Origin of the sequence: Paenarthrobacter sp. C1 (assembly GCF_049315185.1) — a bacterium.
Lineage (GTDB): Bacteria > Actinomycetota > Actinomycetes > Actinomycetales > Micrococcaceae > Arthrobacter > Arthrobacter nicotinovorans.
The window spans coordinates 346,798-360,516 of record NZ_CP186052.1; the positions used below are offsets into that span (position 1 = coordinate 346,798).

Genomic DNA, 13,719 nt, shown 5'->3' on the forward strand with positions numbered 1-13,719 from the left:
GCTTAACTGCGGTTGATGCGTTATCCACATACACAGATTGGCGTGGTTACTGGGGATTGGGGCCGTGACAGGCTTGCTTTATGGGGATCGGAGGGCAGGTGGCTGAAGGGCAGGCGGAGTCTTCATCGGACTCCGCGGTGGACTGCCTCGAAGACGGTGTTGATGCCCTGGATGGTGTGAGGGCGTCGATCCTTGCTCAAGCCTCGATGTTCGATTTCGGCGAGGCGAGCGCTTTCGCCGGCAGGGTCGAGGACATTGCCCGGACCGTGGAGTACCTTCAGCTCGTCGCAGCCCGGGCCGTGGAGCGAACCCGCAAGGAAGCCGGAACTGCCGCTGTGCTCGATGACGGGTACCGGAACGCTGCAGATTTCCTCCGTGCACGGCTGCGGATCACAGCCAAGGAAGCCCGGCGTCGCCTGGCCCTTGCGGACGCCGTCCTGCCCGGCGTCTGCATTGCCGGAGAGCCGGTCCCGCCGCAGCGCGAACAGCTGGCCTCCGCTGTGGCCGACGCATTGGTATCCGGCGGCTCGGCCACCCTGATCAGCACAGCACTGGACCGCGTCCAGCTTCTGACCGATCAGGACACCATCACCAGGATGGAGAAGGACCTCACGTCCACAGCCATCCAGTCCGACACGGATTTTGTTTCCACGACGGCCCGCCGCTGGATGGATTTCATTGACCAAGACGGTGCCGAACCCACGGAAGAAGTGCTTCGGCAACTCCAAGGTGCGTTCATTCGAAAGCCACGCTTTGGCCTGAATCATCTCGAAATCTTCGCAACGGCAGAGCAATTCGAGACCCTCACCACCGTCATGAACGCCGCCACGAACCCCCGCCTCGTTGAGGGCGAGGTGCGCAACACTGGCAGTTCTGGCGGCCCGGGAGGGAGAAACGGCCCAAGCCGCACGGCTGTCCATACCACCCAGCGCGGCACGGACACCAGGGGTCGGAGTTCAGCCGCTCAGGTCCGCACCCCAGAGGGCAGGGTAGCCGCCACCGTTCGCATGGAGCCCGCGAACGGGAGGAACCCGATTCCGGAACCGGGTCGCCGCTCCCGCGCCCAGAAACTCCTCGACGGTCTGGTCGGTGGCTGCGCGTTGGCCCTGAGAACCGGTCAGCTACCAGCCAATGGCGGCTTGAAACCCCAAGTCATGGTCACCATCGACTACCGGGATCTCTTTGACCAGCTCCAGAGCCACGCTGCCAATCAACAAACCGGCAACCCTGTGGGCACCGGTGAAACCGACCCGGGCACAAGAGCGGCAGGCAACGGCACAACAGGCACAGGCGGCCTGCGACCCAGGCTCAGCAGCGCGGTATCAACCTTCCAAGGACCCATCCACCCGAACGTCATCCGGAAGATCGCCTGCGACGCCGATATCCTCCCGGTCCTGCTCGGCACCGAAGGCCAGGTCCTCGGAATTGGCCGGACCAGCCGGATCTTCCCGCCCCACATCCGCAAGGCCCTCCAGGCCCGCGACCAAGGATGTGCTTTCCCGGACTGCACCATGCCGGCGCCTTGGTGCGAAGCCCACCACATCACCTACTGGTCGCAAGGTGGCCCCACCAACACCGACAACGGCGTGCTCTTGTGCTCACACCATCATCACGTCATCCACAAGGAACAGTGGATGATTGCGAGCAGAAACGGCATCCCGTGGTTCATCCCGCCGGCGCACGTCGATCCCAGCCAAGCCGCCCGACGGAACCATCACCACGCACCGCTGCGGACATAGACCGCCAGCCTTCACGGCCATGGCGGGCGACTGTCAAAGGCGGCCTACCGATAGAGCTCGGCCAGCAATGCAACCACAGCCTGGTGATCCTGGGGCGGGTCGTTCTTCAGCCACGCCGCGTACACCGGAACCATGGGTGCGTCACGCACCGGCCGGTAGGCGACTCCCCGGCGTCGATATTGATGTGCCGTGGAGGCTGCAGTGATGCCCCGCGCGGCCCCGCTGCCGATCACGGTCAGCCAATCGTCGATGTCGTGGATAGGGATAACCTCCGGGGGCCTACCCTGCTCCGGCCATAGGTCCAGTGTTGTGCTGCCTGTGCGCAGGTCCATTGCCACGGGCAATGTGGCGATTTGCGCCAAAGACACTGACCTCCTTGGGGCCAGCGGATCGTCAGTGGACATGGCGCAGTAGCGCTTTTCCTCGCCGACGCGCACATGCTCGACGGCGGCGGTCTGCGGGAGTCGTCGAAGGATTGCGTAATCGGTGGTTCCATCCAGCAGGCCGCCGCTTGGGGTGTTGGAACGGGTGAGTTGAAGCCCGGTGTGCGGGAAGCGCAATTTCCAGCGGTGTTGGAATTCGGTTGTGTGCTCACCCAGAGCCGACCACGCGTAACCCATGCGGATCTGCCCCGTTCCGGCCCGGGCATCACGTTCAAGATCGGCCAGGAGCGCGATGATCCTGCGGGCCTTGCCCAGTGCGCGCTCACCGGCGGCTGTCAGCCCCACGCTGCGGGTGGTTCGCTCCACGATGCGTGTCCCCAGTGCTTGCTCAAGGGCTGCGATGCTTCGTGACACGGCGGCCTGGGACATTCGAAGCTCGATGGCGGCGTCGGTGAACGTGCCTTGCTCCACTACCGCGATAAGACAGCGCAATTGGCGCAGTTCCACGTCCATGTCCTCATCTTATTCATGCACGCAGCGCATGAATACGCCAATTCATGCATTTAGCGCCTGAACCCCCGGCGTGCAGAATCTCCTCATGGAACAGACCAACGCCGCAGCGGGCAAGGCCGGGGGAGCCGCAACCCTTGTCGCCAGTGCGCTCTCCAACCAACTGGGGGCCGCCAGCGGTTCGCTCGCTTTTCCTGTCATGGGACCTGTGGGCGTCGTTGCTGTTCGACAACTTGTGGCCGCGGCTGTCCTGCTTCCGGTCGTGCGGCCGAGGCTGCGCGAGTTGAGCTGGCACCAATGGTGGCCGGTGCTTCTCCTGTCCGTGTCGTTTGGGACCATGAACCTCGGGCTCTATGCATCCATTCAGCGCATTGGCCTGGGGCTGGCAGTGACGCTGGAGTTCCTGGGCCCGCTGGCCGTGGCCCTTGCGGGTTCCCGAGGGAAGGGAAGTGCCCTGTGCGCGCTCGCCGCCGCAGTGGGCGTTGTGGCGATCACCGGTCCGGAGGCGTCCACAGATCTTCCCGGCATCAGCCTTGGACTAATTGCCGCATGCAGTTGGGCTGCGTACATCCTCCTGAACCGGATAGTGGGCCAACGAATCCAAGGAATCCAGGGCACAGCGGCCGCCACGGGGGTGTCGGCGACCCTCTTCCTGCCGGTTGCCGTCGTAGTTTTCCTGACCCAACCCATCGATGGCTTTGCGGTGCTCTGTGCCGTGGGTGCCGGCATCATGGCTTCAGTGCTGCCATATGTGGCGGATCTGATCGCGCTGCGGAGGGTTCCGGCGAATCTGTTCGGCGTGCTGATGAGCATCAACCCCGTTTTCGCGGCCGTCATCGGAGCCCTCATTCTGCGTCAGGAACTTGCACCAGCGCAGTGGGCGGGAATCGTCCTGATCGTCGGAGCCAACGCAGGAGTGCTGTTGCTGGGCCGAGTGAAACGGTAGCTACGACGGGGCATCCCCAGAGGACCCCCGCACCTGCAGCTGCGACGGAACCTGGTGCAGGCGGGCAGGAAGTTCCGGGGCTGTGAGCCGCTCAAGGATGAACTTCCCGGCTTCCACCCCCACGGCGAGATTGCCGTTGTCCACGGAGGTCAGCGACAGATGCCGGATCCTCGCGAGGTAGGTGTTGTCGTAGCCAACCAGTGAGAGATCCTCGGGCACGGACAGTCCAAGGTCGTCGGCCGCGGAGAGTGCCCCGATGCATGCGATGTCGTTGTAGGCGAAGATCGCGGTCGGCCGTTGGGGTCCGGCCAGGAGACGGCTCGCGGCAGCATAGGCACTCTCCTCGCTCACCCCGCCAGTTACCACCAAAGGTTCCAACCCGGCGTCGAGCATGGTCCGTTCGAACGATAACCGTCGCAACTTGCCGACTTCGCCCGGGCCCTGGAGATGCGCAATGCGCTGGTGCCCCAGCGAGAGCAGGTGCCCGGTCGCTTGCCGCGCGCCGGCGTCGTCGTCATTGACCACGATGTCAACGCCGGGAAGTTCCGGTTCGCGCGTCCCGGCCAGGACCACAGGGATGTTTCGTGAGGCGTTTTCGATCGCAGCCGATTCCGTGGTGGTTCCTACCACTACCAGGCCGTCGATCCGCTGCTCCAGCAGGGTTTCCACGGAACTGCGGCCCACGCGGTTGTCGGTGTAGGAGTCAGCCAGGACCGGTGAGATGCCGGCCGCGTGCAGTGACGCGGTGAGCCCTTCCAGCAGTTCCACAAACCATGGGTTCCGGATGTCATTAAGCATCACCCCGATGGTGCCACTGCGCGGTCCGGAAAGGCGTTGGGCCAGCCGGTTGGGCCGGTAACCGAGCTGTTCCATCGCTTCGAGGACCGCGCGACGGCGACCGTCGCTGACGTTGGCAGAGCCCTGCAGGACCAGGGAGACCAAGGATTTTGAGACGCCCGCGGCGCTGGCGACATCGCGGATGGTGGGCTTGCTTCCGGGCAGGCTGGACGCGTCAGTCACGCATGTCTCCTTTCACTCCGGCAGATCCCATCCAAGCTTAGAGGGCTTGACGCCTTCGCCTCCCCACCGTCATTATGGACCGGTCCAAGTAAATTCCAAAGAGAGTCCTTGAGGATTTTTCATGAGTGAACCACATACCCGGCAACTGATAGCCGGCATGGTCGGAGGCGGCAAAGGCGCCGACATCGGCAAGACCCACCGCTTCGCCATGAGGCTTGACGGCCATTACGACCTCCAGGCCGGAATCTTCGGGCGGGATCCGAGCAGTTCCCGTGCCATCGGTGCCGCGCTCGGTGTGCCGGCGGACCGCAATTATGGGGACGTCCGCGAAATGGCTGAGGCCGAGGCCGTTCGCGAAGACGGTGTGGACGTCGTGGTGGTGGCGACGCCCAACGACAGCCACTTCGAGATCGCCCGCACGTTCCTCAGCAGCGGCATTTCTGTGGTCTGCGAGAAGCCGCTCACGCAGGACTCGGTTTCCGCCGCCGAACTCGTACGCATCGCCGCCGCCAATGACGCCATCCTTGCGGTGCCGCACTGCTATTCCGCCTACGCCATGGTTCGCCAGGCTGCCCGCATGGTCCGCAACGGGGAGCTGGGCGCCATCCGCTTTGTCGACGTCGAACATGCTTCCGGGTGGGCGGCCACCCCGCTGGAAAACGAGGGCCACAAGCAGGCTTCGTGGCGCACCAATCCGGACATTGCGGGCTTCCCGAGCGTCGTGGGCGACCTCGGCACACACGCCTTCCACCTTTTGCGCTACATCACGGGACTGGAAGCCCAGCGTCTCTCCGGCCGGCTGCAGACGTTGGTGCCAGGGCGCCGGGTCTTCGACAACGCCACCGTGGAACTCGAACTGACCGGCGATGTCCCGGCCCGCGTCTGGGCAAGCATGGCCGCCACTGGCCACAACCATGGACTCCGCATCCGCGTCTACGGGGAGAAGGGCAGCCTGGAGTGGCAGCATGAAGACCCTCATTACCTCAAGGTCCAGGATCCGGCAGGAGCCACTACCGTCCTCACACAGGGGCTCAGCACCCTGCACGACGACGCGTCCCGGCTCACCCGCGTCGGCCTCGGCCATCCGGAGGGCTTCCTTGGGGCCTTCGCAAACTTTTATTCCGACCTCGCCGAGGTCCTCCGCGCACGCCGCGACTCCACGCCGCTCCCGGAACGCGGGCTGTCTTTCCCTACCGGGGTCGATGGATTGATCGGCGTCCAGTTCGTGGAAGCAGTCGCAGCCTCGCACCACGACGATTCCGCATGGATAGTCCCCGCATCAGCACACCAGAAAGCAGCAGCCTGACATGATCCGCTTCGCACTCATTGGTGCCGGTTTCATCGGCACCGTCCACGCGGCAAACCTCGCCGCACATCCCGGGGTCGAGTTCCGGCTCGTTTACGACGTCGACCAGCGGCGCGCGCAAACCCTCGCCGCGGCCCACGGTGCTGCCGCCGCCGGGGTGTTGGAGGAGGTGTTCGACCCATCCCTGATCGACGCTGTCTTCATCGCCTCCTCCACCGACACACACGCCGGGCACTTGCAGCGCGCGGCCGCCGTCGGAATTGCAGCCCTGTGCGAGAAGCCGATCGACCTGGACCTGGACCGCGCCCGCGAAACCGCCACATTCGTGCAGGAATGCGGCGTCCCCGTGATGGTGGATTTCAACCGCCGGTTCGACCGCGACTACGCCGAACTCAAACGTGTGGTCGATTCCGGAGGGATCGGCACGGTGGAACTGATCCAACTCACCTCCCGTGGCCCATCCATGCCCCCGTTGTCCTACGTCGCCGTCTCCGGCGGCCAGATGCGCGACCAGACTGTCCACTTCTTCGACTTGGCCCGCTGGCTTTCCAGCGTGGATCCGGTGGAGGTTTTCGCCACTGGATCAGCGTTGGCGGAACCCGGCGTGGCGAATCACGACGACGTCGACACCTCCGCCGTCACGCTGCGGCTCCCCGGAGGGGCGTTGGTCCAGATCGACAGTGTGCGCCGCACCGGTTACGGGTACGACGAACGCATCGAGGTCATGGGTTCCGAGGGAATGGTGGAAGCCAGACGACACCGGAACGGGGCAGTGTCCCGCTACTCCGGCACGTCAGTGGTGGACGACGGGCTGCACCCCGGCTGGTTCGAACGCGTGCAACCGACGTATGCCTCGGCCCTTTCGGCGTTCGTTTCTGCGCTGGAAAGCGGCGTGGCTCCCGCGCCGTCGCTGGAAGACGGGCTGAAGGCCCAAGCCATCGCCGAGGCTGCTGTGCTTTCCTTGCGCTCCGGCCGCATGGAGCCAGTCAAGTACTGACCCGGACGGGTAGCAACGGTGCAAGCAGCAGCGCGCGTTGTGGGCGGGCGGTTCCTGCGCCCATAACGCGCGCTGCTGGGACTCAGTTGGGAGAGAACGCGGCGCGGAAGGCGGCCAGGGCGGCATCGCCCGCGTCTATTCCCTGGCCACCGATCGCGCCGGCTTCCATGCCGACCACCCCCGTATAGCCGGCCTCGTTGAGGGCCTTCGCGATCGCCGGATAGTTGATCTCGCCGGTTCCGGGTTCGAAGCGCCCGGGCACGTCGGCTACCTGGATCTCGCCGGTGAATGGCTGCGCCGCACGGACGAGCTCGATCAGGTTCCCCTCGCCGATTTGCGCGTGATACAGATCCAGCATCATCTTCACGTTGGGATGATTGACGGCCTGCACCAGGGCCAGGGTGTCCTTGGCCCTTGCCAGCGGAATGCCCGGGTGGTCCAGGATCGTGTTGAGGTTCTCCAAGGCGAACGTGATGCCGTGTTTTTCGCCCAGTTCGCCAAGCTTTTCCAGAGTCCGGAGCCCTGTCAGCCACATGTCGCCCGTTGAGCGGTGGGTGGGCCTCACGGCCCTTCCTCCCTCGCCGAGTTCGGCAGGATGGACCACCATGCGCTCCACGCCCAGTTCCAGCGCAGTGGGAACCAGCTTTTCTGCCGACGCAAGGACCTCGTGGGCATTGGCGGCGTCGATGACGCTGCCCCCGAAGTATCCGCTCATGGAGGAGAACGATGCCCCGGTGGCGGCCAAAGCCGGAATGTCCCGGCCTCGGGTGTCCCATAGCTCTACCTCGAAGCCTTGCTCGTGGATCCGACGAACCCGGTCAACCAGTGGCAGTTCGCCGTAGACCATTTCCGCGCAGACGGCCAGGCGGAAGCTCATGCGGGGACCCCGGCCGGGGCGGGCTGCGCAGCGGGCTCTGCGGCCTGCAGTTCCGCGATGTCCGAAATCTCCACGGGCAAGCCTGTTTCCGCGGACCTGAAGGCAGCCAGTGCTACGGCCAACGCGTTCCGTGCATCCACCCCACCCGGAGCTGCCACGGGGGCCAGCGGGACGGCCGCCGTTGTGCGTTGCTCCGGGTATCCGCGGCGTGCCGCGACGTCGTCCGCGAAGGCCGCCAGCTCGGCGGTGTAGGCGTCGTGGAAGAGGTGGATGTTCAGGTGCGAAGTCTCCGTGACGATGCCTGCGGCGGTGTAGCTGGTGGCGTTGGTGGCCTGCGGTGTTCCGGCGGTGACCATGCCTGCGGAGCCGAACACTTCGCCGCGGACATCGTAGCCGTAGAGCGCATTGAAGTTCGCTTCGGCCACAGCGATGGCGCCATTGCTGTACGTGACGGTCACGACGGCGGTATCCAGCAGGCCGCCCGACCTCGCCTCGGGCGCTACCAGGGCATCAGCGACCGCGTGGACTTTGACCGGGACGGCCCCGGGGTTGAGCCAGTTGAGGGTGTCGAAGTCGTGGATGAGGGTTTCCAGGAAGATCGTGCCTGGAGCAATGCGCTCCGGGTTGCTGATTCCGGCTTCGGTTCCGGGGTCCCGGGTGAGGGAGCGCAGCAACTGCGGTGTGCCTACGGCGCCGTCGTCCACCAGCTTGCGGGCGGCTGCGAAATCGCTGGAGTAACGGCGGTTGAAGCCAAACCGGAGAACGACGCCGGCGCTCGCCGCGGCATCGATGGCGGCGTCGAGTTCATCGATGGTCCGCCCGCCGGGCTTTTCGCAGAAAACATCCTTGCCGGCTGACGCTGCGGCTGTGATCAGCCCGGCGTGGAAACGCATGGGAGAGGCGATGAGGACAGCATCAACGTCCGGGTCGGCCAGCACATCGGCGGCGTCCGTACTGATTTTGGCCACGCCAAGCTTGTTTGCGAGTTCTTCGACGGCGGGCAGGACGGGGTCGGCGATTGATTCCAGTCGGGCATTCGGAATGCGGCGGGCTATGGTCTCGGCGTGGAATTTGCCGATCCAGCCAGCGCCGATGACGGCGATGCGGACAGGCTGCTCTGCCTGGACCGGGTGCTGGAGATACGTCACTGGGGCTCCTTTTCAGGTTTCTAGATCGTTCTAGTCGCTCCCATGGTTGCATGCAGTGTGAGTGCGTGTCTAGATCGTTCTAGTGGGTTTCTTGGGAGGCCGTAAAGATGGCGTCGGATTCGGAGAGATGCCCAAAAAGAGGTCTAAGGGGTCCCGGACTTCAAACAAAAAACCTCTTCCCGGAAATATTCTTCGGAACTCCGCGTCATGTTTGAGGGACTCGGACTACATATCCAGTGCCCATGTCATTGACCGCGTTCCGCGCCGTTGCCCTTTTCGGCTGCGTCGCGTGTCATCGGCACAGTAGGCAGCGATGGGTGTGGCGGGTTCTGGGGCCCGCCCGGGGCGCCATCGTTGCATGAACGGGCTAGTGCGGTCGGTCGTCTGAGTCGCGACCGACCGCACGACTCGTTCGAAGCCCGGCGGTTGGATCGTTCTATAGACTGGCTCCCGAACAGAGGAGCGCCATGACGGGCAAACGGCCTACGTTGATGGACGTAGCGGAAGCAGCAGGTGTTTCACGCGCCCTCGTTTCCATCGTCATGCGGGATGTTCCAGGCGCATCGGACGCCACCCGGGCAAAAGTGCAGGAAGCTGCCCGGGCACTTGGCTACAGGCCGGACAGTCGTGCCCGCCTCCTCCGAAGCAGCCGCACGAGGCTCCTTGGCGTCAGTTTCTCCACTGCCCATGCTTTTCACGCCGAAATCGTTGATGCCGCCTACGCCGGAGCCACACTGCGGGGCTACGATATCGCGCTCAGTGCGGTGGCCAACGGACGGTCCGAAGAACGTGCGGCGGACTCGCTGCTGGATCTCGGATGCGAAGCCCTGATCATGATTTCCCCGACCCTCGAAGAACAGCAGTTGGCCGAATACGCGGCCCGGGTGCCTGTAGTCAGCCTGCTCCGGGACGACGTTGGGGACTCCGTGGACTCCGTGAGCAGCGACGACCGGGCCGGCATGCACCTCGCGATCGAGCACTTGACCTCGCTGGGCCACCGCAGCATAGCCCACGTTGACGGCGGTGAGGCCATCTCCGGTCCGCAGCGCAGGGCGGCCTTCCGGGAAGAAATGGAGCGCCGCGGACTGGATGACCGCGTAGTCCCGGGTGGCCCCACGGAAGAAGACGGTTTGCGCGCCGGACGGAAGCTGCAGGAGGAGCTGCCCACCGCCGTCGTGGCTTTCAACGACCGCTGCGCCCTGGGCGTCTGGGAGAGCTTCAAGGCTGCTGGCCTTCGCGTGCCGGAAGACGTGTCCGTCCTTGGCTACGACGACAGTCAATTTGCACGCCTCAGCTACGTCCAGCTGTCCTCCGTCAGCCAGGACGCACCGCTCCTTGCGCAGGCCGCAGTGGACCGCGCCGTCGACCGTTTGGAGGGGACGACGCCGGCCACCCACCTGGTGCGGACACCGCACCTGGTGGCGCGCCGCACCACAGGGCCCGTGCCTGGGTAAGGCCTGCGGCAGGACCGGGCTACCGCGCTAAACGGAGTCGGACTGTGAGTCCGCGGATTCGGAAACGGCCGGCGTCAAGGGATTGTCGATCTCGTCAGTCATCATGCGCGCTGCGAAGACGGCCACGAATGCCATGAACGGGCACACCAGTCCGGCCACCAGGAAGATCAGCCAGATGGGGACCACCTCGGCCACGGGCCCGGCGAGGGCCATGGACACGGGCATCAGGGCCAGGGAGACAAAAAAGTCCAGGCTCGAAATCCGGCCCAGTAAATGCCGTGGGACCCTTCGCTGCAGGAGTGTGCCCCAGATGACCGTTCCCATGCCCTCGGTGACTCCGAAGATCAGCATGGCACCTCCGAGCAGCCACACGCTGTCCATGAAACCAATGGCTGCGACGGGCAGGCTTCCGAGGCCCCACGTCACTACCATCACTGTCAGGTAGCGGCGGGGGAGGGGGAAAGAAGCGGTGGCCAGCGCGGCGACGGCACTCCCCACGCCCATGACCGCCAGCAGGAAGCCAAACATCCTTGAATCGCCACCGAGCTGGTCCCGGACGACGAAGGGCAGCAGGACCTCAATCGGCCCGATCAGGAACAACACGGACAGGCACGCCCACAGCAGTGTCCACAGCAGCCAGGGGGTGCGGACGGTATAGCTGAACCCTTCTCGGAGGTCCCTCAGGAAGGACCTCCCAGCCGACGCGTCGGAGAACGCCACGCCGGCATCGGGGCCGCCCAAAGTTCGTCTGTTGAGGAAGTTCAGGATCCCGAAGGCCAGGAAATGGCATGCAGCAACCCCGGCAACGGCGTGCGCCGGTGAAAATGCCGCCACCAGGATGCCCGCAATCGCCGGACCGGCCGCTTGCTGGAGGATCGGCCGGACGGTACCTTCCATCCCGTTGGCCGCGAGGAGGTCCTCTGCCGGCAGGATGCGTGGAAGGATCGCCGAATATGCCGGAAAGAAAAAGGCCTGCCCCACGCCCAGGACGAACGCACCGAGGGCCAGATGCCAGAGTTGCAGGACATTGAGCATCGCCAGCAACGTCACCGTGGCGATCACAGCCAGATTGGCCCCCTCCACGCCGATGATGAGCAGCCGCTGGGGAAAGCGGTCGGCGGCGATACCACCTGCCAGCACAAATCCCACCAGTCCGATGCTGGCGGCAGTGGCTACCAACGACAATTCCAGCGGGCCGCCTCCCAGATGGATGACCTCGTAGACCATCGCCACGGCCCACATGCCGGATCCGAAAATGGAAATCGACAAAGCAGAAATCAACACCCGGAATTCCCGGTGTGCAAAGGGGCGCAGCGCTCTCAGGGCGGCCATTTCACCAGCCTAAACCTGTGTCGGGACGCTGCGTAAGGCGGTCCAGCCGCCGGCGTGGGGAGACGTCAGGTCAAGAAGCGCCCGACGGCGGGACGTCGTCGTCGATGTCCGGACCCTCCGCCGGCTCCTGGCTGTGCAGGCCGGTGTCGTGCGGAACCCAGCCTTCGGTTTCACCCTCTGCCGGGGCGTCGGTGTGGTGCCGGTCGAGGTGCTCGTTCTTGTCCGGGGCGGTCATGACGGATACTCCCTGTCCTTCTTGGACTGCTTCCGTGAGTGAACTCAGTCTACGCCGCGGAAGGCTGAAAACGGGGTCCGCTCTGCGCGGAATAGTATCCACAAACGGCACAAAACGGCCCATGCGACGTTGGAGTGTGGCATAGGCTGAAACCATCAGTTCCCTGAACAATCAGAGCTGCCAAGGAGAGGTGAACATGCCCAAGCGACCCAACCCGGCGGTGAAAATCGCCCAGGAGACAGCACACAACGCAGTCTTCGATGCCGAAGGCAACACCAAGCCAGGAGTGCACAACGTGCTCCTGAAGGCAGTGGAGGTCCAGCGTCCCCTGGTCCTGGCGAACCTTCGCAGGCTTCAGAGAAGGCACCCCAACGATTCCCCGGCGCAGCTTGCCGCCAAACTCGAGCGCCACTACCTGTTCGCCATTTCAGGTGGCGGTGCAGCGGTGGGCGCCACCGCCGTCGTGCCTGGAATTGGAACTGCGGCATCGCTGGGACTCTCAGCCCTGGCGACCGTGGGTTTCCTGGAAACCACCGCGCTGTACGCGTCGTCCTTGGCAGAACTCCATGGCATCCGGCTCACTGACCCTGTCCGGGCCCAGACCATGGTCATGGCCATCATGTTGGGTGAAGAAGGCACGTCCATGCTCGGCGCGCTCAGCGGGCATTCACTGGGACGGGGAATGGGCGTCACAAATGCCTGGGGGAAAACCCTGACCAAGAAGATCCCGGGCAGCGGCTTTGGAGTCGTCCGGGACGCCATCCAGCGGGCGTTCCTCAAGAACCTGATAAAGCGGCAAGGGTCTGCGTTCCTTGGCCGCGCACTGCCGTTTGGCATTGGCGCAGTGGTGGGCGGTGCCGGAAACATGATGATGGGGCGGGCCGTGGTGTCAACTGCCAAGGAAGCATTTGGCCCCTTGCCGGACACCATTCCAGGTGAACTGCTTCCCAACGCACCCAAAAACATTGCCGGGAAATCGACCCCTGCGGAGAACCCGATACTGGAAGGCGGCAATAGTGGATCTGAACGCTGATCTGGGGGAGTCTTTCGGCTCCTGGACCATGGGCGACGACGCCTCGATGTTCCGCATCGTGAGCAGCGCGAATGTCGCTTGCGGATTCCATGCCGGCGACCCCCTCACCATGCTGGACAGCTGCCGTGCGGCGTTTGAACTCGATGTTCGGGTAGGAGCGCACGTCGGATACCGGGACCTGGCAGGGTTCGGCCGGCGTTCCCTGGACATGACCTTCGACGAACTGTTCGGCGATGTGCTGTACCAGCTGGGAGCCCTGGACGGCATGGCCCACGCGGTAGGAGCCTCGGTGGACTACGTGAAGCCGCATGGCGCCCTGTACAACAGAATCGTCCGGGACGCCGAGCAGGCCGAGGCCGTGGTCGCGGCCGTCCACGCCTACGATCCCGGGCTTCCCGTATTGGGCCTGCCGGACTCGGCCTGGATCACCTTGGCCGAGGAAGCAGGACACCCTGTCTTCCGCGAAGCGTTCGTGGACCGGGCGTACTTGCCGGACGGAACGCTGGTTCCCCGCACGCAGGAAGGCGCCGTGTTGCACGACACCGCTGCAGTCGTGGCACAGGCCGTGCGGCTGGCAACACGTCGGGAAGTAGTGGCCATTGACGGCTCGGTTGTGCCTGTCCAAGCGGATTCGCTGTGCATCCACGGCGATACGCCGGGAGCGGTAACGATGGCGACCGCGGTTCGCGAGGGCCTTGAAAGCGCCGGCGTGGGCATTGAGGCGTTCGCCTGATTCTGG

At 64.7% G+C, this 13,719-nt stretch carries 13 protein-coding genes; 7 read left to right on the top strand and 6 right to left on the bottom strand.

Going from position 1 to position 13,719, the window contains the following annotated elements; genetic code table 11:
- The first annotated feature begins 80 nt into the window (after nt 1–80).
- Nucleotides 81–1,739 carry a DUF222 domain-containing protein gene (locus tag ACNAOU_RS01735; protein ID WP_422757879.1) on the top strand — a complete coding sequence of 553 codons (1,659 nt, stop codon included), beginning with the start codon at nt 81–83 and terminating at the stop codon, nt 1,737–1,739.
- Between the two features lie 44 nt (nt 1,740–1,783).
- Here ACNAOU_RS01735 and ACNAOU_RS01740 read toward each other — a convergent pair whose 3' ends face one another.
- On the bottom strand, nt 1,784–2,635 hold the full coding sequence (locus tag ACNAOU_RS01740; protein ID WP_422757881.1) for a LysR family transcriptional regulator: 852 nt from the start codon (nt 2,633–2,635) through the stop codon (nt 1,784–1,786).
- 85 nt (nt 2,636–2,720) lie between these two features.
- On the opposite strand from ACNAOU_RS01740, the gene ACNAOU_RS01745 reads away from it, so the two are divergent.
- On the top strand, nt 2,721–3,578 hold the full coding sequence (locus ACNAOU_RS01745; RefSeq protein WP_422757882.1) for an EamA family transporter: 858 nt from the start codon (nt 2,721–2,723) through the stop codon (nt 3,576–3,578).
- Here the strand turns inward: ACNAOU_RS01745 and ACNAOU_RS01750 are convergent, their stop codons facing one another.
- On the bottom strand, nt 3,579–4,598 hold the full coding sequence (locus ACNAOU_RS01750) for a LacI family DNA-binding transcriptional regulator (protein WP_039239346.1): 1,020 nt from the start codon (nt 4,596–4,598) through the stop codon (nt 3,579–3,581).
- A 121-nt stretch (nt 4,599–4,719) separates the two neighbouring features.
- On the opposite strand from ACNAOU_RS01750, the gene ACNAOU_RS01755 reads away from it, so the two are divergent.
- On the top strand, nt 4,720–5,904 hold the full coding sequence (locus tag ACNAOU_RS01755) for a Gfo/Idh/MocA family protein (RefSeq protein WP_422757883.1): 1,185 nt from the start codon (nt 4,720–4,722) through the stop codon (nt 5,902–5,904).
- A gap of 1 nt (nt 5,905) precedes the next feature.
- Nucleotides 5,906–6,901 (top strand): Gfo/Idh/MocA family protein, encoded by a 996-nt coding sequence (locus tag ACNAOU_RS01760; protein WP_422757884.1) that lies wholly within the window; start codon nt 5,906–5,908, stop codon nt 6,899–6,901.
- A gap of 82 nt (nt 6,902–6,983) precedes the next feature.
- On the opposite strand, the gene ACNAOU_RS01765 is transcribed toward ACNAOU_RS01760, so the two are convergent.
- Both ACNAOU_RS01765 and ACNAOU_RS01770 read right to left on the bottom strand, forming a co-directional pair.
- Nucleotides 6,984–7,778, bottom strand: a complete 795-nt coding sequence (locus ACNAOU_RS01765; protein WP_422757886.1) for a TIM barrel protein — start codon at nt 7,776–7,778, stop codon at nt 6,984–6,986.
- Nucleotides 7,775–8,926, bottom strand: a complete 1,152-nt coding sequence (locus ACNAOU_RS01770; protein WP_422757887.1) for a Gfo/Idh/MocA family oxidoreductase — start codon at nt 8,924–8,926, stop codon at nt 7,775–7,777. The genes ACNAOU_RS01765 and ACNAOU_RS01770 overlap by 4 nt, the downstream gene beginning before the upstream one ends.
- A gap of 467 nt (nt 8,927–9,393) precedes the next feature.
- On the opposite strand from ACNAOU_RS01770, the gene ACNAOU_RS01775 reads away from it, so the two are divergent.
- On the top strand, nt 9,394–10,380 hold the full coding sequence (locus ACNAOU_RS01775) for a LacI family DNA-binding transcriptional regulator (protein WP_422757888.1): 987 nt from the start codon (nt 9,394–9,396) through the stop codon (nt 10,378–10,380).
- Nucleotides 10,381–10,407: 27 nt separating this feature from the next.
- On the opposite strand, the gene ACNAOU_RS01780 is transcribed toward ACNAOU_RS01775, so the two are convergent.
- The gene (locus ACNAOU_RS01780) at nt 10,408–11,712 is read right to left on the bottom strand and encodes an MFS transporter (protein WP_039239353.1); all 1,305 of its coding nucleotides are present in this window, start codon (nt 11,710–11,712) and stop codon (nt 10,408–10,410) included.
- A gap of 70 nt (nt 11,713–11,782) precedes the next feature.
- A complete protein-coding gene (locus ACNAOU_RS01785) occupies nt 11,783–11,947 on the bottom strand; it encodes a hypothetical protein (RefSeq protein ID WP_018778892.1) in 165 nt (54 codons plus the stop codon).
- A 196-nt stretch (nt 11,948–12,143) separates the two neighbouring features.
- Between ACNAOU_RS01785 and ACNAOU_RS01790 the strand changes: the two genes are divergently transcribed.
- Both ACNAOU_RS01790 and ACNAOU_RS01795 read left to right on the top strand, forming a co-directional pair.
- Nucleotides 12,144–12,980, top strand: coding sequence for a hypothetical protein (locus ACNAOU_RS01790; protein ID WP_055977383.1), 837 nt, complete (start codon nt 12,144–12,146; stop codon nt 12,978–12,980).
- The gene (locus tag ACNAOU_RS01795; RefSeq protein WP_018778890.1) at nt 12,964–13,713 is read left to right on the top strand and encodes a LamB/YcsF family protein; all 750 of its coding nucleotides are present in this window, start codon (nt 12,964–12,966) and stop codon (nt 13,711–13,713) included. Before ACNAOU_RS01790 ends, ACNAOU_RS01795 begins: the two co-directional genes overlap by 17 nt.
- Nucleotides 13,714–13,719 lie beyond the last annotated feature (6 nt).

Excerpts from the sequence above, each read along its gene's own strand:
- ACNAOU_RS01735 (WP_422757879.1), top strand. The coding sequence starts at position 81 with ATGGGGATCGGAGGGCAGGTGGCTGAAGGGCAGGCGGAGTCTTCATCG.
- ACNAOU_RS01740 (WP_422757881.1), bottom strand. The coding sequence starts at position 2,635 with ATGGACGTGGAACTGCGCCAATTGCGCTGTCTTATCGCGGTAGTGGAG.
- ACNAOU_RS01745 (WP_422757882.1), top strand. The coding sequence starts at position 2,721 with ATGGAACAGACCAACGCCGCAGCGGGCAAGGCCGGGGGAGCCGCAACC.
- ACNAOU_RS01755 (WP_422757883.1), top strand. The coding sequence starts at position 4,720 with ATGAGTGAACCACATACCCGGCAACTGATAGCCGGCATGGTCGGAGGC.
- ACNAOU_RS01760 (WP_422757884.1), top strand. The coding sequence starts at position 5,906 with ATGATCCGCTTCGCACTCATTGGTGCCGGTTTCATCGGCACCGTCCAC.
- ACNAOU_RS01765 (WP_422757886.1), bottom strand. The coding sequence starts at position 7,778 with ATGAGCTTCCGCCTGGCCGTCTGCGCGGAAATGGTCTACGGCGAACTG.
- ACNAOU_RS01775 (WP_422757888.1), top strand. The coding sequence starts at position 9,394 with ATGACGGGCAAACGGCCTACGTTGATGGACGTAGCGGAAGCAGCAGGT.
- ACNAOU_RS01780 (WP_039239353.1), bottom strand. The coding sequence starts at position 11,712 with ATGGCCGCCCTGAGAGCGCTGCGCCCCTTTGCACACCGGGAATTCCGG.
- ACNAOU_RS01785 (WP_018778892.1), bottom strand. The coding sequence starts at position 11,947 with ATGACCGCCCCGGACAAGAACGAGCACCTCGACCGGCACCACACCGAC.
- ACNAOU_RS01790 (WP_055977383.1), top strand. The coding sequence starts at position 12,144 with ATGCCCAAGCGACCCAACCCGGCGGTGAAAATCGCCCAGGAGACAGCA.